General features: G+C 61.7%; 20 protein-coding genes. 18 read left to right on the top strand and 2 right to left on the bottom strand.

Annotated elements, in window-relative coordinates:
- Nucleotides 1–5: 5 nt before the first annotated feature.
- The 16 genes from rpsH to dsbD all read left to right on the top strand — a co-directional run bounded on the left by rpsH (nt 6) and on the right by dsbD (nt 9,911).
- Nucleotides 6–401, top strand: a complete 396-nt coding sequence (rpsH, locus tag U0042_RS17775; protein ID WP_114813983.1) for a 30S ribosomal protein S8 — start codon at nt 6–8, stop codon at nt 399–401.
- A gap of 18 nt (nt 402–419) precedes the next feature.
- Nucleotides 420–950: a 50S ribosomal protein L6 gene (gene rplF, locus U0042_RS17770; protein WP_114813984.1), complete on the top strand. Its 531-nt coding sequence runs from the start codon at nt 420–422 to the stop codon at nt 948–950.
- A gap of 12 nt (nt 951–962) precedes the next feature.
- Nucleotides 963–1,328 carry a 50S ribosomal protein L18 gene (gene rplR / locus U0042_RS17765; RefSeq protein WP_017777168.1) on the top strand — a complete coding sequence of 122 codons (366 nt, stop codon included), beginning with the start codon at nt 963–965 and terminating at the stop codon, nt 1,326–1,328.
- Between the two features lie 14 nt (nt 1,329–1,342).
- On the top strand, nt 1,343–1,861 hold the full coding sequence (gene rpsE / locus U0042_RS17760; protein ID WP_004197945.1) for a 30S ribosomal protein S5: 519 nt from the start codon (nt 1,343–1,345) through the stop codon (nt 1,859–1,861).
- A gap of 10 nt (nt 1,862–1,871) precedes the next feature.
- Complete coding sequence (gene rpmD / locus U0042_RS17755; RefSeq protein ID WP_004202755.1) at nt 1,872–2,054, top strand: 50S ribosomal protein L30; 183 nt, start codon at nt 1,872–1,874, stop codon at nt 2,052–2,054.
- Between the two features lie 30 nt (nt 2,055–2,084).
- Nucleotides 2,085–2,519, top strand: coding sequence for a 50S ribosomal protein L15 (gene rplO / locus U0042_RS17750; protein WP_114813985.1), 435 nt, complete (start codon nt 2,085–2,087; stop codon nt 2,517–2,519).
- Between the two features lie 47 nt (nt 2,520–2,566).
- Nucleotides 2,567–3,913 (top strand): preprotein translocase subunit SecY, encoded by a 1,347-nt coding sequence (gene secY, locus U0042_RS17745; RefSeq protein WP_114813986.1) that lies wholly within the window; start codon nt 2,567–2,569, stop codon nt 3,911–3,913.
- A gap of 7 nt (nt 3,914–3,920) precedes the next feature.
- Nucleotides 3,921–4,139 (top strand): translation initiation factor IF-1, encoded by a 219-nt coding sequence (gene infA / locus U0042_RS17740; RefSeq protein WP_004521905.1) that lies wholly within the window; start codon nt 3,921–3,923, stop codon nt 4,137–4,139.
- 20 nt (nt 4,140–4,159) lie between these two features.
- Complete coding sequence (gene rpmJ / locus U0042_RS17735) at nt 4,160–4,276, top strand: 50S ribosomal protein L36 (protein WP_026121918.1); 117 nt, start codon at nt 4,160–4,162, stop codon at nt 4,274–4,276.
- 47 nt (nt 4,277–4,323) lie between these two features.
- Nucleotides 4,324–4,689: a 30S ribosomal protein S13 gene (gene rpsM, locus U0042_RS17730; protein ID WP_017777172.1), complete on the top strand. Its 366-nt coding sequence runs from the start codon at nt 4,324–4,326 to the stop codon at nt 4,687–4,689.
- A 28-nt stretch (nt 4,690–4,717) separates the two neighbouring features.
- Nucleotides 4,718–5,122 (top strand): 30S ribosomal protein S11, encoded by a 405-nt coding sequence (gene rpsK, locus U0042_RS17725; protein ID WP_017777173.1) that lies wholly within the window; start codon nt 4,718–4,720, stop codon nt 5,120–5,122.
- 149 nt (nt 5,123–5,271) lie between these two features.
- Nucleotides 5,272–5,895 carry a 30S ribosomal protein S4 gene (gene rpsD, locus U0042_RS17720; protein ID WP_114813987.1) on the top strand — a complete coding sequence of 208 codons (624 nt, stop codon included), beginning with the start codon at nt 5,272–5,274 and terminating at the stop codon, nt 5,893–5,895.
- A 124-nt stretch (nt 5,896–6,019) separates the two neighbouring features.
- The gene (locus U0042_RS17715) at nt 6,020–6,997 is read left to right on the top strand and encodes a DNA-directed RNA polymerase subunit alpha (RefSeq protein ID WP_114813988.1); all 978 of its coding nucleotides are present in this window, start codon (nt 6,020–6,022) and stop codon (nt 6,995–6,997) included.
- Nucleotides 6,998–7,158: 161 nt separating this feature from the next.
- The gene (gene rplQ / locus U0042_RS17710) at nt 7,159–7,554 is read left to right on the top strand and encodes a 50S ribosomal protein L17 (RefSeq protein ID WP_114813989.1); all 396 of its coding nucleotides are present in this window, start codon (nt 7,159–7,161) and stop codon (nt 7,552–7,554) included.
- Between the two features lie 169 nt (nt 7,555–7,723).
- On the top strand, nt 7,724–8,056 hold the full coding sequence (cutA, locus tag U0042_RS17705; protein WP_114813990.1) for a divalent-cation tolerance protein CutA: 333 nt from the start codon (nt 7,724–7,726) through the stop codon (nt 8,054–8,056).
- Nucleotides 8,049–9,911 carry a protein-disulfide reductase DsbD gene (gene dsbD / locus U0042_RS17700; protein WP_114813991.1) on the top strand — a complete coding sequence of 621 codons (1,863 nt, stop codon included), beginning with the start codon at nt 8,049–8,051 and terminating at the stop codon, nt 9,909–9,911. Before cutA ends, dsbD begins: the two co-directional genes overlap by 8 nt.
- A gap of 141 nt (nt 9,912–10,052) precedes the next feature.
- Here dsbD and hemB read toward each other — a convergent pair whose 3' ends face one another.
- Both hemB and yihA read right to left on the bottom strand, forming a co-directional pair.
- Nucleotides 10,053–11,051, bottom strand: coding sequence for a porphobilinogen synthase (hemB, locus tag U0042_RS17695; RefSeq protein ID WP_198665387.1), 999 nt, complete (start codon nt 11,049–11,051; stop codon nt 10,053–10,055).
- Between the two features lie 293 nt (nt 11,052–11,344).
- Nucleotides 11,345–12,004 carry a ribosome biogenesis GTP-binding protein YihA/YsxC gene (gene yihA / locus U0042_RS17690; RefSeq protein ID WP_114813994.1) on the bottom strand — a complete coding sequence of 220 codons (660 nt, stop codon included), beginning with the start codon at nt 12,002–12,004 and terminating at the stop codon, nt 11,345–11,347.
- Between the two features lie 263 nt (nt 12,005–12,267).
- On the opposite strand from yihA, the gene U0042_RS17685 reads away from it, so the two are divergent.
- Both U0042_RS17685 and U0042_RS17680 read left to right on the top strand, forming a co-directional pair.
- The gene (locus U0042_RS17685; RefSeq protein ID WP_114813995.1) at nt 12,268–12,921 is read left to right on the top strand and encodes a c-type cytochrome; all 654 of its coding nucleotides are present in this window, start codon (nt 12,268–12,270) and stop codon (nt 12,919–12,921) included.
- A gap of 131 nt (nt 12,922–13,052) precedes the next feature.
- A complete protein-coding gene (locus U0042_RS17680) occupies nt 13,053–15,266 on the top strand; it encodes a cytochrome c biogenesis protein ResB (protein ID WP_114813996.1) in 2,214 nt (737 codons plus the stop codon).
- Nucleotide 15,267 lies beyond the last annotated feature (1 nt).

The following is a 15,267-nucleotide window of genomic DNA, read 5'->3' as shown; positions in this document are numbered from 1 at the left end:
CATAAATGAGCATGAGTGATCCTATCGCCGATATGCTGACTCGCATCCGCAATGCGCAGATGGTCGAGAAGGTTTCGGTGACGATGCCCTCGTCGAAAGTCAAGGTTGCGATTGCGCAGGTCCTGAAGGACGAAGGCTATATCGAAGACTTCGCGGTGAAGACCGAAGGTGCGAAGTCGGAGCTGAATATCGCGTTGAAGTACTACGCTGGCCGTCCGGTCATCGAGCGCCTCGAGCGCGTTTCGAAGCCCGGTCTGCGCGTGTACCGTGGTCGTAACGATATCCCCCAGGTCATGAACGGCCTCGGCGTGGCGATCGTTTCGACGCCCAAGGGTGTGATGACCGATCGCAAAGCGCGCGCCAACGGCGTGGGCGGCGAAGTCATCTGCTACGTCGCTTAACGCCGAAGGAGAGGAAACATGTCTCGAGTAGGTAAGAGCCCGATCGCGCTGCAAGGCGCAGAGGCGACGATCAGCGACGACCGCATTATCGTCAAGGGTCCGTTGGGCACAATCTCGCAAGCTGCGAACAGCCTGGTGAAGGTGGTGAACGACAACGGCACGCTGAAGCTTGAGCCGGCTGACGAAAGCCGCGAAGCAAATGCGATGTCGGGCACGATGCGCGCGTTGATTGCGAACATGGTGCAAGGCGTGACGAAGGGTTTCGAGCGCAAGCTGACGCTGGTTGGCGTTGGCTATCGTGCTCAGGCGCAAGGCGACAAGCTGAACCTGTCGCTGGGTTTCTCGCACCCGGTGGTGCACCAGATGCCGGAAGGCGTCAAGGCTGAGACCCCGTCGCAAACGGAAATCGTGATCAAGGGGATCGACAAGCAGAAAGTCGGCCAGGTAGCAGCGGAAGTCCGCGGTTACCGCCCGCCTGAGCCCTACAAGGGCAAGGGTGTGCGCTACGCCGACGAGGTTGTGATCCTCAAAGAAACGAAGAAGAAGTAAGGGTGCGCAATCATGGATAAGACTCAATCTCGCCTGCGCCGCGCTCGTCAGACGCGTATCAAGATCGCCGAGCTGCAGGTCGCGCGTCTGGCCGTGCATCGCACGAACATGCACATCTATGCGCAAGTGTTCTCGCCCTGCGGCACCAAGGTGCTCGCCAGTGCGTCGACGCTCGAAGCCGAAGTGCGTGCGCAACTCGCCGACCAGTCGGGCAAGGGCGGCAACGTCGCTGCCGCGACCCTGATCGGCAAGCGTATTGCAGAAAAGGCCAAGGCTGCCGGCATCGAATCCGTCGCCTTTGACCGCTCGGGTTTCCGCTACCACGGCCGCGTGAAGGCGCTGGCTGATGCTGCGCGCGAAGCCGGGCTCAAGTTCTAAGGAAGGAATTCGTCATGGCAAAGATGCAAGCGAAAGTTCAGGCTGACGAGCGCGACGACGGCCTTCGTGAAAAGATGATTTCGGTCAACCGCGTGACCAAGGTCGTGAAGGGTGGCCGTATTCTCGGCTTCGCCGCACTGACCGTGGTTGGCGACGGTGACGGCCGCGTCGGTATGGGCAAAGGCAAGGCGAAGGAAGTGCCGGTCGCTGTCCAGAAGGCAATGGAGCAGGCTCGTCGCAACATGTTCAAGGTGCCGCTGAAGAACGGCACGTTGCAGCACGAAGTGCACGGCAAGCACGGTGCGTCGACCGTTCTCCTCGCTCCGGCGAAGGACGGTACGGGCGTGATCGCCGGCGGTCCGATGCGCGCCGTGTTCGACGTGATGGGCGTGCAGAACGTTGTGGCGAAGAGCCACGGTTCGACGAACCCGTACAACCTCGTTCGCGCGACGCTCGACGGCCTGCGCAAGCAGTCCACGCCGGCTGACATCGCGGCCAAGCGTGGCAAGTCCGTCGAAGAAATTCTGGGCTAAGGTGGGCACCATGTCTGAAAAAACTGTCAAGGTCCAGCTCGTCAAGAGCCTGATCGGTACCCGCGAATCGCACCGCGCCACTGTGCGCGGCCTCGGCCTGCGCCGCCTCAACTCGGTTTCCGAGCTGCAGGACACGCCGGCTGTGCGCGGCATGATCAACAAGGTCTCGTACCTTGTTAAGGTCATCGGCTAAGTGGCTGACCAGGGACTCAAGGAGTTGATTATGGAATTGAATAACCTGAAGCCGGCAGCAGGCTCGAAGCACGCGAAGCGTCGCGTCGGCCGTGGCATCGGCTCCGGCCTCGGCAAGACCGCAGGTCGTGGTCACAAGGGTCAGAAATCGCGTTCGGGCGGCTTCCACAAGGTCGGCTTCGAAGGCGGTCAGATGCCGCTGCAACGCCGTCTGCCGAAGCGCGGCTTCACCTCGCTGACGAAGGAATTCGTTGGTGAAGTGCGTCTGGCTGATCTGGAAAAGCTGCCGGTCGACGAAATCGATCTGTTGGCGCTCAAGCAGGCTGGCCTCGTCGGCGAGCTGACGAAGAGCGCTAAGATCATCGCGACGGGCGAGCTTAAGCGCAAGATCGTTGTGAAGGGTCTGGGTGCGACGCAGAACGCGCGCGCCGCGATCGAAGCGGCTGGCGGTTCTTTTGCCGAGTAACGTGCAGGTTCGCCTGCCGTCACTAGCATTTGCATCGGAGAAGCTACTTGGCTAACAGCCCGAGTTTCGCAAAAACCGGACGGAGCGCGCCGAAGTTCGGCGACCTGCGTCGGCGAGCAGTATTCCTGCTGCTGGCGCTGGTTGTCTATCGGATCGGCGCGCACATTCCGGTGCCGGGCATCGACCCGGACCAGCTGGCGAAGCTGTTCCAGAGCCAGTCTGGCGGCATCCTTGGCATGTTCAACATGTTCTCGGGTGGCGCGCTGTCGCGCTTCACGATTTTCGCCTTGGGGATCATGCCGTACATCTCCTCGTCGATCATCATGCAGTTGCTCGCGATCGTATCGCCGCAGCTCGAGGCGTTGAAGAAGGAAGGGCAAGCCGGCCAACGCAAGATTACGCAGTACACGCGCATCTTCACGGTAGTTCTGGCGACCTTCCAGGCGTTCGGTATCGCGGTTGCGCTGGAAAACCAGCCGGGCCTCGTGATCGATCCGGGCATGGTGTTTCGCCTGACGACGGTCGTTACGCTCGTGACCGGTACGATGTTCCTGATGTGGCTGGGTGAGCAGATCACGGAGCGCGGGCTGGGCAACGGTATCTCGATCATCATCTTCGGCGGGATCGCAGCGGGTTTCCCAAATGCGATCGGCGGGCTCGTGTCGCTCGTGCAAACGGGCTCGATGGGTCCGGTGTCGGCGATTTTCATCGTGGTGCTTATTGCCGCGGTGACATATCTGGTGGTGTTCATCGAACGCGGCCAGCGCAAGATTCTCGTGAACTATGCGAAGCGCCAGGTTGGCAACAAGATTTACGGCGGACAGTCGTCGCATCTGCCGCTGAAGCTGAATATGTCGGGCGTGATTCCGCCGATCTTTGCGTCGTCGATCATCCTGTTCCCGGCAACGATCCTGAACTGGTTCAGCTCCGGGTCGCGTAACAGCTGGTTTGCCGACACGCTGCACAACGTTGCCGAAGCGCTGAAGCCGGGCCAGCCGGTCTATGTGCTGCTGTATGCACTGGCAATCGTGTTTTTCTGCTTCTTCTACACCGCGTTGGTGTTCAACAGCAGGGAAACCGCGGACAACCTGAAGAAGAGCGGCGCGTTCGTACCGGGTATTCGCCCGGGCGACCAGACGGCACGCTATATCGACCGCATCCTGACGCGTCTGACGTTGGCCGGTGCAATCTATATCGTGTTCGTGTGTTTGCTGCCTGAATTTCTGGTGCTGCGCTGGAACGTGCCGTTTTATTTTGGCGGAACGTCGCTGCTGATCATCGTCGTCGTCACGATGGACTTCATGGCGCAAGTGCAGTCGTACGTGATGTCGCAACAATATGAATCGCTGCTCAAGAAGGCCAACTTCAAGGGTGGCGGCGTCCCGATGCGTTGAAAGGACTATGGCCAAAGACGATGTAATCCAGATGCAAGGTGAGGTCATCGAAAACCTCCCGAACGCTACCTTCCGGGTGAAGCTGGAAAACGGCCATGTCGTGCTGGGACATATTTCCGGAAAGATGCGGATGCACTACATCCGTATTCTGCCCGGCGACAAGGTTACGGTTGAACTGACGCCTTACGATCTATCGCGTGCGCGGATCGTATTCCGGGCGAAGTGATTTGAAAAAAGGGTAATATCATGAAAGTGATGGCATCGGTTAAGCGGATGTGCCGCAATTGCAAGATCATCAAGCGCAACGGCGTCGTGCGCGTGATTTGCAGCTCGGATCCGCGCCACAAGCAGCGTCAAGGCTGATTGAGACAGGCGCACTTTTGCCTGCGCTTTTTGTTTGAGGAAAAACAATGGCTCGTATCGCAGGGGTTAACATCCCGAACCACCAGCACACCGAAATCGGTCTGACCGCGATTTATGGCGTCGGCCGTACGCGCTCGCGCAATATCTGCGCCGCAGCTGGTGTCCCGTTCAACAAGAAGGTCAAAGATCTGACCGACGCAGACCTCGAAAAGCTGCGTGAGGAAGTCGGCAAGTTTGTCGTCGAAGGCGATCTCCGCCGTGAAGTGACGATGAACATCAAGCGCCTGATGGACCTCGGCTGCTATCGCGGCGTGCGCCATCGCAAGGGCCTGCCCCTGCGCGGCCAGCGCACGCGCACGAATGCCCGCACCCGTAAGGGTCCGCGTCGTGCAGCTCAGGCGCTGAAGAAGTAAGCGGAACTGACAGTTACAGGGAAACGTAATGGCTAAGGCTTCGAACAACACCGCGGCGCAACGCGTTCGCAAGAAGGTCAAGAAGAACGTCGCCGAGGGCGTGGTTCACGTTCACGCGTCGTTCAACAACACCATCATCACGATCACCGACCGTCAAGGCAACGCGCTTGCCTGGGCAACGTCGGGCGGTCAGGGCTTCAAGGGCTCGCGCAAGTCGACGCCGTTTGCAGCTCAGGTCGCAGCCGAGTCGGCTGGTCGCGTTGCGATGGAATACGGCGTGAAGAACCTCGAAGTGCGGATCAAGGGCCCGGGTCCTGGCCGTGAGTCTGCGGTGCGCGCGCTGCATGGTCTTGGCATCAAGATCACCGCGATCTCCGACGTGACTCCGGTGCCGCACAACGGCTGCCGTCCGCCGAAGCGCCGCCGTATCTAAGACGTCGCTTTTGCCAGCGCCTGTTGCCGCCTCGTGCGTCGACGGGTTGCTTGCGTTATTGAATCGACTAAGCCCACTGTTCGGCCCAAAGGGTCCGGACTAGCGCGAAGGCAGGATGTTCGCGTGATCAATCATCAAAGGAATACAACGTGGCACGTTATATCGGCCCGAAGGCCAAGCTGTCCCGCCGTGAAGGCACCGACCTGTTCCTGAAGAGCGCGCGCCGCTCGCTCGCCGACAAGTGCAAGCTCGATAGCAAGCCGGGTCAGCACGGTCGTACCTCCGGCGCCCGTACGTCGGACTACGGCACGCAGCTGCGCGAAAAGCAAAAAGTGAAGCGCATGTATGGCGTCCTCGAACGTCAATTCCGCCGCTACTTCGCCGAAGCTGACCGCCGCAAGGGCAACACCGGCGAAAACCTGCTGAAACTCCTCGAGTCGCGCCTCGACAACGTCGTGTATCGCATGGGCTTCGGCTCGACGCGCGCTGAAGCGCGTCAGCTGGTGAGCCACAAGGCGATCCTCGTGAACGGTCAGGTCGCCAACATCCCGTCGCTGCAAGTCAAGGCGGGCGACGTGGTGGCAGTGCGTGAACAGGCGAAGAAGCAGGCTCGCATCGTCGAGGCGCTGTCGCTGGCCGAGCAAGGCGGAATGCCGAGCTGGGTGTCGGTCGACGCAAAGAAGTTCGAAGGCGTCTTCAAGGGCATGCCGGAGCGCAGCGATATCGCTGGCGACATCAACGAAAGCCTGATCGTCGAATTGTATTCGCGGTAATCGGATTGACGGCCGGGGTACCCGTATTGCGTTGCGCAAGGGGTTGCCTCGGCTGTTTATTTTCAGGTTGTTACCGGTCAGCCTTATCGGTGTAACGAGCCGAGGGTATTGAAAAGGAAAACCTATGCAAACCAGTTTGTTGAAACCCAAGATCATCGCAGTGGAATCGCTCGGCGACAACCACGCGAAAGTGGTCATGGAGCCGTTTGAACGCGGTTATGGCCACACCTTGGGCAACGCGCTTCGGCGCGTACTGCTGTCGTCGATGGTGGGCTACGCGCCGACCGAGGTGACGATCGCAGGCGTCGTGCACGAATACTCGACGCTCGACGGTGTGCAAGAGGACGTGGTCAACCTGTTGTTGAACCTGAAGGGCGTGGTGTTCAAGCTGCATAACCGTGACGAAGTGACGGTGACGCTGCGCAAGGAAGGCGAAGGCGTCGTGACGGCGGGCGATATCGAACTCGCGCACGACTGCGAAGTGATCAATCCGGATCACGTGGTCGCGCACCTGTCGAAGGGTGGCAAGCTCGACGTGCAGATCAAGATCGAGAAGGGCCGTGGCTATGTGCCGGGCAACGTGCGCCGCTACGGCGACGAAACGGCGAAGATCATTGGCCGTATCGTGCTGGACGCGTCGTTCTCGCCGGTGCGTCGCGTGAGCTACTCGGTGGAAAGCGCGCGTGTCGAACAGCGTACCGACCTCGACAAGCTCGTGATGAACATCGAAACCAACGGTGTGATCTCGCCTGAAGAGGCGATCCGCCAGTCGGCTCGCATTCTGGTCGATCAGCTGTCGGTGTTCGCGGCACTGGAAGGGACCGAAGCCGCTGCTGAAGCGCCGTCACGTGCTCCGCAAATCGACCCGATTCTGCTGCGTCCGGTGGACGACCTCGAACTCACGGTTCGTTCGGCGAACTGTCTGAAGGCCGAGAACATCTACTACATCGGCGACCTCATCCAGCGCACCGAAAACGAGCTGCTGAAGACGCCGAACCTGGGCCGCAAGTCGCTGAACGAAATCAAGGAAGTGCTCGCTTCGCGCGGCCTCACCTTGGGTATGAAGCTCGAAAACTGGCCGCCGGCTGGTCTCGACAAGTAACTGCCTGCAGCAAGCATTGAGGCGGGCCTGTCCCGCCGCTGGTAAGGGCGCGGATTTTCCTTTAAAATCCGCGTCTTGCTTTTTTCACTACCGGCCCGTGCCTACGGCTTGTCCTGGGCGATAGAAGAGCTGGATCAAAACTTTGATTCAAGGAAACTGAAATGCGTCACCGTCATGGCCTGCGGAAACTGAACCGCACGAGCAGCCACCGTCTGGCAATGCTCCGTAACATGTCCAACTCGTTGATCGAGCACGAAGTCATCAAGACCACGCTGCCGAAGGCGAAGGAACTTCGCAAGGTTGTCGAGCCCCTCATCACGCTCGGCAAGAAGCCGTCGCTGGCAAACCGCCGCCTCGCATTCAACCGCCTGCGCGACCGCGACTCGGTCACGAAGCTGTTCGACGTGCTGGGTCCGCGCTTCGCCAACCGCCCGGGTGGTTACCTCCGCATCCTGAAATTCGGCTTCCGCGTGGGCGACAACGCTCCGATGGCGCTCGTCGAGCTGCTCGACCGTCCGGAAACGGTGGAAGCGGAAGAGGTCCAGGAAGCTGAATAAGCTTTCCTCGTTCTCTTGATGTACAGAAGAAGCCAGGCCGAAGCCTGGCTTTTTTGCGTCTGCGCGCCCGGTCCTGACTGGTTGGCTATCCGTGCGGGCGACCGCCGAAGTGTACGCGGATCAGGTGGTACGATAGGTGCACCCTGATTCTCGACGTTTTGGAGCGGCTGTGAGCGTCAACGTGACCCTGATTTTGACCACTGTGCCCGACGTGCAGACCGCCCAGCAACTCGCGTCCAACGCGCTCGATGCACGCCTCGCCGCCTGCGTGACGCAGCTAGGCTCGGTGCATTCGAATTACCACTGGCAAGGCAAGATCGAATCCGCCGACGAGATCCAGTTGCTCTTCAAGACGAGTGCCGCCCGGTCACTGGAGCTTGAACAGTTCATCCAGAGCCATCACCCATACGAAACGCCGGAAGTGCTCTCGTGGCAGGTCGCCGCCACGCCGGCCTATGGCCAATGGATCATCGCCGAAACCCAACGCCCGCTTCATGTTTAATCGTCCTCATCAGCGCGCGGCTCGCGTGATGCGCGCAATCGTTCTGCTGCTCTGCAGTCTCTTCGGGATGCTGCTCGGGGCGGGCCTCGCGCAAGCGGCCGACGACTTCCTGGACCCCGACGCCGCATTCCGCTTCAGCGCCACCGAGCAGCCCGGCGAGGTGGACGTTCACTACCGTATCGCGGATGGCTATTACATGTATCGTGAGCGGTTCACGTTCGCAGTGCAAAAAGGCAGTGGCACCTTGGGCGATCCGCAGTTGCCGCCCGGCCACGTCAAGTTCGATACGACATTCCAGAAGAACGTGGAGACGTATCGCAACGAGTTGACCATCCGCGTTCCCGTGAAGCAGGCGACAGCCGGATTTGACCTGGCCGTCACGTCGCAGGGTTGCGCAGATGCGGGAATCTGTTACCCGCCCATGGTGCGCACATATCACGTGAGCGGCGCCGCGCTGCAGGCCTCGAGCTCGGCGCCGGGCACGGCCGCTACCGCTGCCCGTAGCGGTGCCGATTCAAGCGGTCCTTGGTACGACCGCGTCACAAGCGCTGACTACGCACAGCAGTTGCTGACGAAGGGCGGTTTCCTCGCCGTCGTCGCGCTCTACTTTGTCGCCGGCGCGGTGCTGAGCCTGCTTCCTTGTTCGTACCCGATGGTGCCTATCCTGTCGGCCATCATCATTGGCGAAGGCGCAGGCGTTACACGTACGCGCGGGTTCGCGCTGTCGCTTGCTTACGTGCTGGGCATGGCGCTCGTCTATACGGTGCTTGGCATCGTGGCCGGTTTCGTCGGGCAGAGCCTTGGCGGATGGTTGCAGAACCCATGGGCGCTCGGTGCTTTCGCCGTTCTGCTCGCGATATTCGCATTCGCGCTGATCGGCGGTATGGACATCGCGTTGCCGCGTCGTTGGCAGGACGGCGTGTCGCGCGCGACGCAAGGTCGACCCACCGGCAAGTACGCGGCAGTCGCGTCACTTGGTGCGCTTTCGGCGCTGGTGGTTGGCGCCTGTATGACAGCCCCACTCTTTGCTGTGCTGGCGTTTATCGCGCACACCGGAAACGCCTTGCTGGGCGGCGCGGCGCTGTTTGCGATGGGGCTGGGCCTCGGCGTGCCGCTACTGGTTCTGGGCTTGGGCGCTGGCGCGCTGTTGCCGCGTGCCGGCGCGTGGATGGATGGCGTGAAGGTGTTCTTCGGCGTGATCCTGCTCGCCGCCGCCTTGTGGATCGTCTGGCCGGTGTCGGGCGGCGGGACGAGGATGCTGCTTGCTGCCGTTTGGCTGTTGATTGCCGCCGCTGCGCTCGGCCTCTTCACGCCGAACTCGGGTGGTCCGACGCCGTGGCGCCGCCTCGGGCGTGGCGTTGGCGCGGCGCTGGCCATCTGGGGCGCGACGTTACTCGTGGGCCTGGCTGCGGGGTCGTCCGACCCGCTTCGTCCGCTCGCCGTTCTGGCAGCCCGGGGCAACGAAGCCGGCTCGGGCAGCGGCATATCGCCTAACCAGCTCGCGTTTGCGCCGGTGCGTTCGTCGACGCAGCTTGACGACGCGGTGAAGACCGCATTGAAGCCGGCTATGTTGGACTTCTACGCGGATTGGTGCGTCAGCTGCAAGGAGATGGAGAAGTTCACCTTCAGCGACCCGCGCGTGCAACGCCGTCTGAAGCAGCTCAATCTCCTGCGCGCCGACGTGACGGCGAACAACACGGACGACCAGGTTCTGCTCAAGCGCTTCGACCTGTTCGGACCGCCGGGGATCATCTTCTTCGACCAGACCGGCAGAGAGGTTCTGCGCGTAGTCGGCTACGAATCTGCCGACCGCTTCCTGCGCAGCCTGGATCGCGCGGCGCCACCGCAGTCCTAGCGGCGCACGCGGCACTGCATCGACGCGCGCTACTGCAACGAACACAACACATCATGTAAAAGAGGCACATCGGACGAAAACCGATGTGCCTCTTTTACTTTGTGTGCCTAAAGCCGCAACCGGGGCGACAGACAGCCTGGACTATCGCTGCGTGCGCAGAATCCGCGCTGCGTCGAGCGCGAAGTAAGTGAGCACGCCATCCGCGCCTGCGCGCTTGAACGCGAGCAGCGATTCCATCATCACCTTATCGTGATCGAGCCAGCCGTTTTGGGCGGCCGCTTTCAGCATCGCGTACTCGCCGCTCACCTGATACACGTAGGTCGGATAACGGAACTCGTCCTTCACGCGGCGCACGATGTCCAGATACGGCATGCCCGGCTTGACCATCACCATATCGGCGCCTTCTTCGATATCGAGGCGCACTTCGCGCAGCGCTTCGTCGCTATTCGCCGGGTCCATCTGGTAGGTCATCTTGTTGCTCTTGCCGAGGTTCGACGCGGAACCCACTGCATCGCGGAACGGGCCATAGAACGCCGACGCGTATTTCGCCGAATATGCCATGATGCGCGTGTGGATATGGCCCTCGCTCTCGAGCATCTCGCGGATCGCGCCGATGCGGCCGTCCATCATGTCCGACGGCGCGACGATATCGACGCCCGCTTGCGCTTGCGCTTGCGCCTGCTGAACGAGGATTTCGACCGTCTCGTCGTTCACCACGTATCCGGCTTCGTCGAGCACGCCGTCCTGGCCGTGACTGGTGTACGGGTCGAGCGCAACGTCGGTGAGCACGCCCAGATCCGGGAAGTGCCTTTTCAGCTCGCGCACGGCGCGCGGAATCAGGCCGGCTTCATTGGCGGCTTCGCGGCCGTCGGGCGTTTTGATAGACGGCTCGATGGCCGGAAAGAGCGAAATGACCGGCACGCCGAGTTCGACGCATTGCTCGGCCACACGCATCAGCAGATCGACGGAGACGCGTTCGACGCCAGGCATCGACGGCACCGCTTGCCGCACGTTCTCGCCTTCTACGACGAAAACGGGGTAAATCAGGTCGTTGGTGGTGAGGATGGTTTCGCGCATCAGGCGGCGCGAGAAGTCGTCGCGTCGCATGCGGCGCGGACGGAGATGAGGGTAGAAGCTCATGTCGGATATCGTGGGAGAGGACGGCAGAAGGGCGGGACGCAGCGGTTCCCGCGTGGCAGAAACTTTTCAGGTCAATGGTATATCATACCGATCGAGCGAGGCGCTCTGCGCCGGACTCCCCGCTTCTCCTCCCTGAGCGGGTGCCTGTCGTTTTTCGATTAGGCTGTTAACCCGCCGCCAACCCGGCGGGTTTTTTTATGGGCGCCCGGAATGACGGGGCCGTCGCCGTGCCCAACAAACGGGCGTTTCCGTAGCCGGGCCGCCGCGACGGCATGTCGCATGTATGCTCGCCGTTATTCCGCTGCCGCTTCCGCCTCGCCGGCGTGCTCGGCCGGCGCAATCCAGCTTTCGATCAATTCGTGCGCTTCGTCCAGCCCGATGCGCTTGAGCGAAGAGAAGAGCTGTGCGCTGAGTTCGCCCGTGTGGCCGGCTGCCCGATATTCGTCGAAGCCCTTCTTCGTCATGCGCAGCGCATTGGTACTCTCTTGACGCGTCAATTTGTCGCATTTCGTCAGCAACGCATGGATCGGCTTGCCGGTGGGTTCGAACCACTCGATCATCCGCCGGTCCAGTTCGGTCAGCGGACGGCGGGCGTCCATCATGAGAATCAGGCCGCGCAACTGGGCGCGGGTCTGCAGATAGCGCGACAGCAGTTCCTCCCAGTGCGCCTTCGATGCGTCCGGCACCTCGGCGTACCCGTAGCCGGGCAGGTCCACGACGTGCGCCACCGGCTCCGCGGCCGGCCCCACCGAGAAGTAGTTGATGTGCTGCGTGCGCCCGGGCGTCTTCGAGGCGAAGGCGAGCCGCTTCTGGTTGCACAGCACGTTGATGGCCGTCGATTTCCCTGCGTTGGAACGCCCTGCAAACGCGATCTCGGGCTGCGCCGTGGCCGGCAGGTCACGCAAATGATTGACCGTCGTGAAGAAGCGGGCTTGATGGAGCAGGAAGGCCATGAGGGGGAAACCAGAATGTGAGACGCCGCGGCGAATGCCGGACGCCCGGACGGAAGGCGCCGTGCGGCGGAGGAGGCGCCGGGGAGAGGTCCGACTGGCGCCATTGCGTATAGCGAGTTATTGTACAATACAGCGGTTTACTGAAGACCTTACTAAAGTCCTCGATACGGAGACAATTCGAGGCGTGCGCGGGTCTTCGCGGTAGATCGGTCGCCGTCGTATTTTGCAGAGCCTAATCCCACAAGACGAAACAGGGTGTGCGAATGAATCGACTGTGCAAGTCCTTGATGGTGCTTGAATTTGCGGTAGCGGCAGGTCTTTCGGCAGTGGCAGTGCAAAAAGCAATGGCAGCGGATCAGGCAAAGCCCGATCTGAATCGCGGGCAGACAATCGCAACACAGGTCTGCGCCGCATGTCACGGGGCAGACGGCAATAGCGCCGGCGGCGCGTATCCGAAGCTCGCCGGCCAGCATCCCGAGTATCTCGTCAAGCAGCTCCACGACTTCAAGCCGGCCGACGGCAAGCCGGCGGCGCGCAGCAACCCGATCATGGCCGGTATCGTCGGCGCGCTGTCCGATCAGGACATGCAGAACGTCGCGGCCTATTTCGCGGCGCAAGCGCCAAAGCCCGGGTACGCGCATAATGCGAGCACCGTTGCGCTGGGCCAGAAGATTTATCGCGGCGGTGACGCCGAGCGGGGGGTGCCGGCGTGTGCCGCCTGTCACGGCCCCACGGGGCAGGGTATCCCGTCCCAGTACCCGCGGCTCTCAGGGCAGTGGTCCGAGTACATCGTTGCGCAGCTCACCGCTTTCCAGCAGGGCACGCGCAATAACAACGAACCGATGCATGCGGTGTCGCAGCGACTGTCCGATAGCGAGATCAAGGCGGTCGCCGACTATATCGCCGGGCTGCACTGAAGGGCTCGCGGTTCGCGTCGGATGAGAACCAGCCGGCCCAGTCAGGGCGGGCAAGAAAACAAGAAAAGGGTGGGGGCGTCGTCACGACACGACAGCCCTTCACCCTTTTTTGCTGTTGAGTCGGAGTTTGAATGAGCGTCACCACGTCGGGTTTGCAGTTGAATACGCGTCAGCGGGCATGGCGCAATGCGATCGAATTGCTGAGCTCGATGCGCTTCGCCATCGCGCTGCTCGTGGTTCTTTCGATCGCGAGCATCATCGGCACCGTCCTCACCCAGGACGACCCGTATCCGAATTACGTGAATCAGTTCGGCCCGTTCTGGGCCGACATCTTCCGTTCGCTGGGCCTCTACAGCGTGTACAGCGCGTGGTGGTTCATGCTGATCCTCGGCTTTCTGGTCGTGTCGGTTTCGCTGTGCGTGATCCGCAACGCGCCGAAGATGATTGCCGACATGAAGAGCTGGAAAGACAAGGTCCGCGAAGGCAGCCTGCGCGCGTTTCATCACAAGGGCGAGTACATGGTGCAGGGCTCGCGTGCGCAGACGGCCCAGCTGCTCACGAAGCTTACCGGCCGGCTCGGCTACAAGTTCGTGACGCGGGAAAGCGAGGGCGCTACGCTCATCGCGGCCAAACGCGGCGCGCTCACGCGCATCGGCTACATCTTTGCTCACGTGGCCATCGTCGTGATCTGCATCGGCGGGCTGCTCGACAGCAACCTGCCTATCAAGCTGCAGATGTGGCTCTTCGACAAGACGCCGATTCGCAGCAACACGGTCATCAGCCAGATCGCGCCGGAGCACCGGCTCTCCGTTTCCAATCCGACGTTCCGCGGCTATGCGTGGGTGCCGGAAGGCCAGTTCGTTTCCACGGCGATTCTCAACCAGCCGAACGGTTCGCTGATCCAGGATCTGCCGTTTTCCATCCAGCTCAACAAGTTCATCGTCGATTACTACTCGACCGGCATGCCGAAGCTCTTCGCGAGCGACATCGTCGTAATCGATCACAAGACCGGCCAACGCGTTCCGGCGCGCGTCGAGGTGAACAAGCCGTTCGAATACGACGGCGTGTCGATCTATCAATCGAGCTTCCAGGACGGCGGCTCGCAGATGCAGATGACCGCCTGGCCGATGACGGGCGACAGCACGAAGTCGTTCGCGTTCGGCGGCACGATCGGCAATTCCGCGCCGCTGCCCGCGTCGACGCCGGGTGCGGATGGCCAGACCGTCGAATTCACCGATTTCCGCGCCATCAACGTCGAGAACATCTCGAACGGCAGCGGCTCGACGGACGTTCGCGGCGTCGCGCATCGATCGCTCAAGGAAGTGTTCGACGAGCGCCTTGGCTCGGGCGCGAAGACGTCGAAGCCGCTCGACCTGCACAACGTCGGCCCCTCCGTGCAGTACAAGGTGCGCGACAAGGACGGGCAGGCGCGCGAGTACAACAATTACATGGTGCCCGTCGACGTAGGCGGCGCCCGGATGTTCCTCGCCGGCATGCGCACGAACCCGGACGACCCGTTCCGCTATCTGCGCATCCCGGCCGACAGCGGCGGCACCGTGAACGAATGGATGCGCGTGCGCGCCGCGTTCGAAGATCCGGCGCTGCGTGCCCAGGCGGCGCACCGGTTCGCGGCGCGCTCCGTGCCGGAAGCCAATCGCGAGCTGCAGCAGCATCTCGAGGAAAGCGCGGTGCGCGTCCTGACCCTCTTTGCAGGCGCCGACGACGTCTCCGGCAAAGCTGTGCCGGGGCAATCCGTCGGCGGCTTCCAGGCCATTGCGGCGTTCATCGACAAGTCGGTGCCGAAGGGAGAGCAGGAGAAGGCTGCGGGCCTCCTGCTGCGCATGCTGGAAGGCTCGACCTGGGACTTGTGGCAGCTCGCCCGCGAGCAGGCGGGCGAGCCTGATGTAAAGCCCGATACCCAGACCACGCGCTTTGTGCAAGATTCGATCAACGCGGTGTCCGACAGCTTTCTGTATGGAGCCCCCGTCTACCTGCAACTCGATTCGTTCAAGCAGGTGCAGGCGTCGGTGTTCCAGCTCACGCGGGCGCCTGGCAAGAAAGTCGTGTATCTTGGCAGCCTCCTTCTCGTGCTCGGCATCTTCTCGATGTTCTACGTGCGCGAACGCCGGCTGTGGTTCTGGCTCAAAGATAGCGGCTCGGGCGTGAACGTCGTCATGGCCATGTCGACGGCGCGCAGGACCTTCGATTTCGAAAAAGAGTTTGCCCGCACCCGCGATGCCGTCGGCCAGGCGCTGGGCGTCAAACCGCTGACTCCCGACGCTTCCGACGCTCGTGGCACAGCCCCTGCTGTGCCGTCAGAGAACGCTGCAGATTCGACCCGGTAAG

Source organism: Paraburkholderia kururiensis, assembly GCF_034424375.1.
GTDB lineage: Bacteria > Pseudomonadota > Gammaproteobacteria > Burkholderiales > Burkholderiaceae > Paraburkholderia > Paraburkholderia kururiensis_A.
This window is presented reverse-complemented; position numbering and strand designations above follow the sequence as displayed.

Coding starts and splice junctions, on each gene's coding strand:
- rpsH (WP_114813983.1), top strand. CDS start 6: ATGAGCATGAGTGATCCTATCGCCGATATGCTGACTCGCATCCGCAAT.
- rplF (WP_114813984.1), top strand. CDS start 420: ATGTCTCGAGTAGGTAAGAGCCCGATCGCGCTGCAAGGCGCAGAGGCG.
- rplR (WP_017777168.1), top strand. CDS start 963: ATGGATAAGACTCAATCTCGCCTGCGCCGCGCTCGTCAGACGCGTATC.
- rpsE (WP_004197945.1), top strand. CDS start 1,343: ATGGCAAAGATGCAAGCGAAAGTTCAGGCTGACGAGCGCGACGACGGC.
- rpmD (WP_004202755.1), top strand. CDS start 1,872: ATGTCTGAAAAAACTGTCAAGGTCCAGCTCGTCAAGAGCCTGATCGGT.
- rplO (WP_114813985.1), top strand. CDS start 2,085: ATGGAATTGAATAACCTGAAGCCGGCAGCAGGCTCGAAGCACGCGAAG.
- infA (WP_004521905.1), top strand. CDS start 3,921: ATGGCCAAAGACGATGTAATCCAGATGCAAGGTGAGGTCATCGAAAAC.
- rpmJ (WP_026121918.1), top strand. CDS start 4,160: ATGAAAGTGATGGCATCGGTTAAGCGGATGTGCCGCAATTGCAAGATC.
- rpsM (WP_017777172.1), top strand. CDS start 4,324: ATGGCTCGTATCGCAGGGGTTAACATCCCGAACCACCAGCACACCGAA.
- rpsK (WP_017777173.1), top strand. CDS start 4,718: ATGGCTAAGGCTTCGAACAACACCGCGGCGCAACGCGTTCGCAAGAAG.
- U0042_RS17715 (WP_114813988.1), top strand. CDS start 6,020: ATGCAAACCAGTTTGTTGAAACCCAAGATCATCGCAGTGGAATCGCTC.
- rplQ (WP_114813989.1), top strand. CDS start 7,159: ATGCGTCACCGTCATGGCCTGCGGAAACTGAACCGCACGAGCAGCCAC.
- dsbD (WP_114813991.1), top strand. CDS start 8,049: ATGTTTAATCGTCCTCATCAGCGCGCGGCTCGCGTGATGCGCGCAATC.
- hemB (WP_198665387.1), bottom strand. CDS start 11,051: ATGAGCTTCTACCCTCATCTCCGTCCGCGCCGCATGCGACGCGACGAC.
- yihA (WP_114813994.1), bottom strand. CDS start 12,004: ATGGCCTTCCTGCTCCATCAAGCCCGCTTCTTCACGACGGTCAATCAT.
- U0042_RS17685 (WP_114813995.1), top strand. CDS start 12,268: ATGAATCGACTGTGCAAGTCCTTGATGGTGCTTGAATTTGCGGTAGCG.
- U0042_RS17680 (WP_114813996.1), top strand. CDS start 13,053: ATGAGCGTCACCACGTCGGGTTTGCAGTTGAATACGCGTCAGCGGGCA.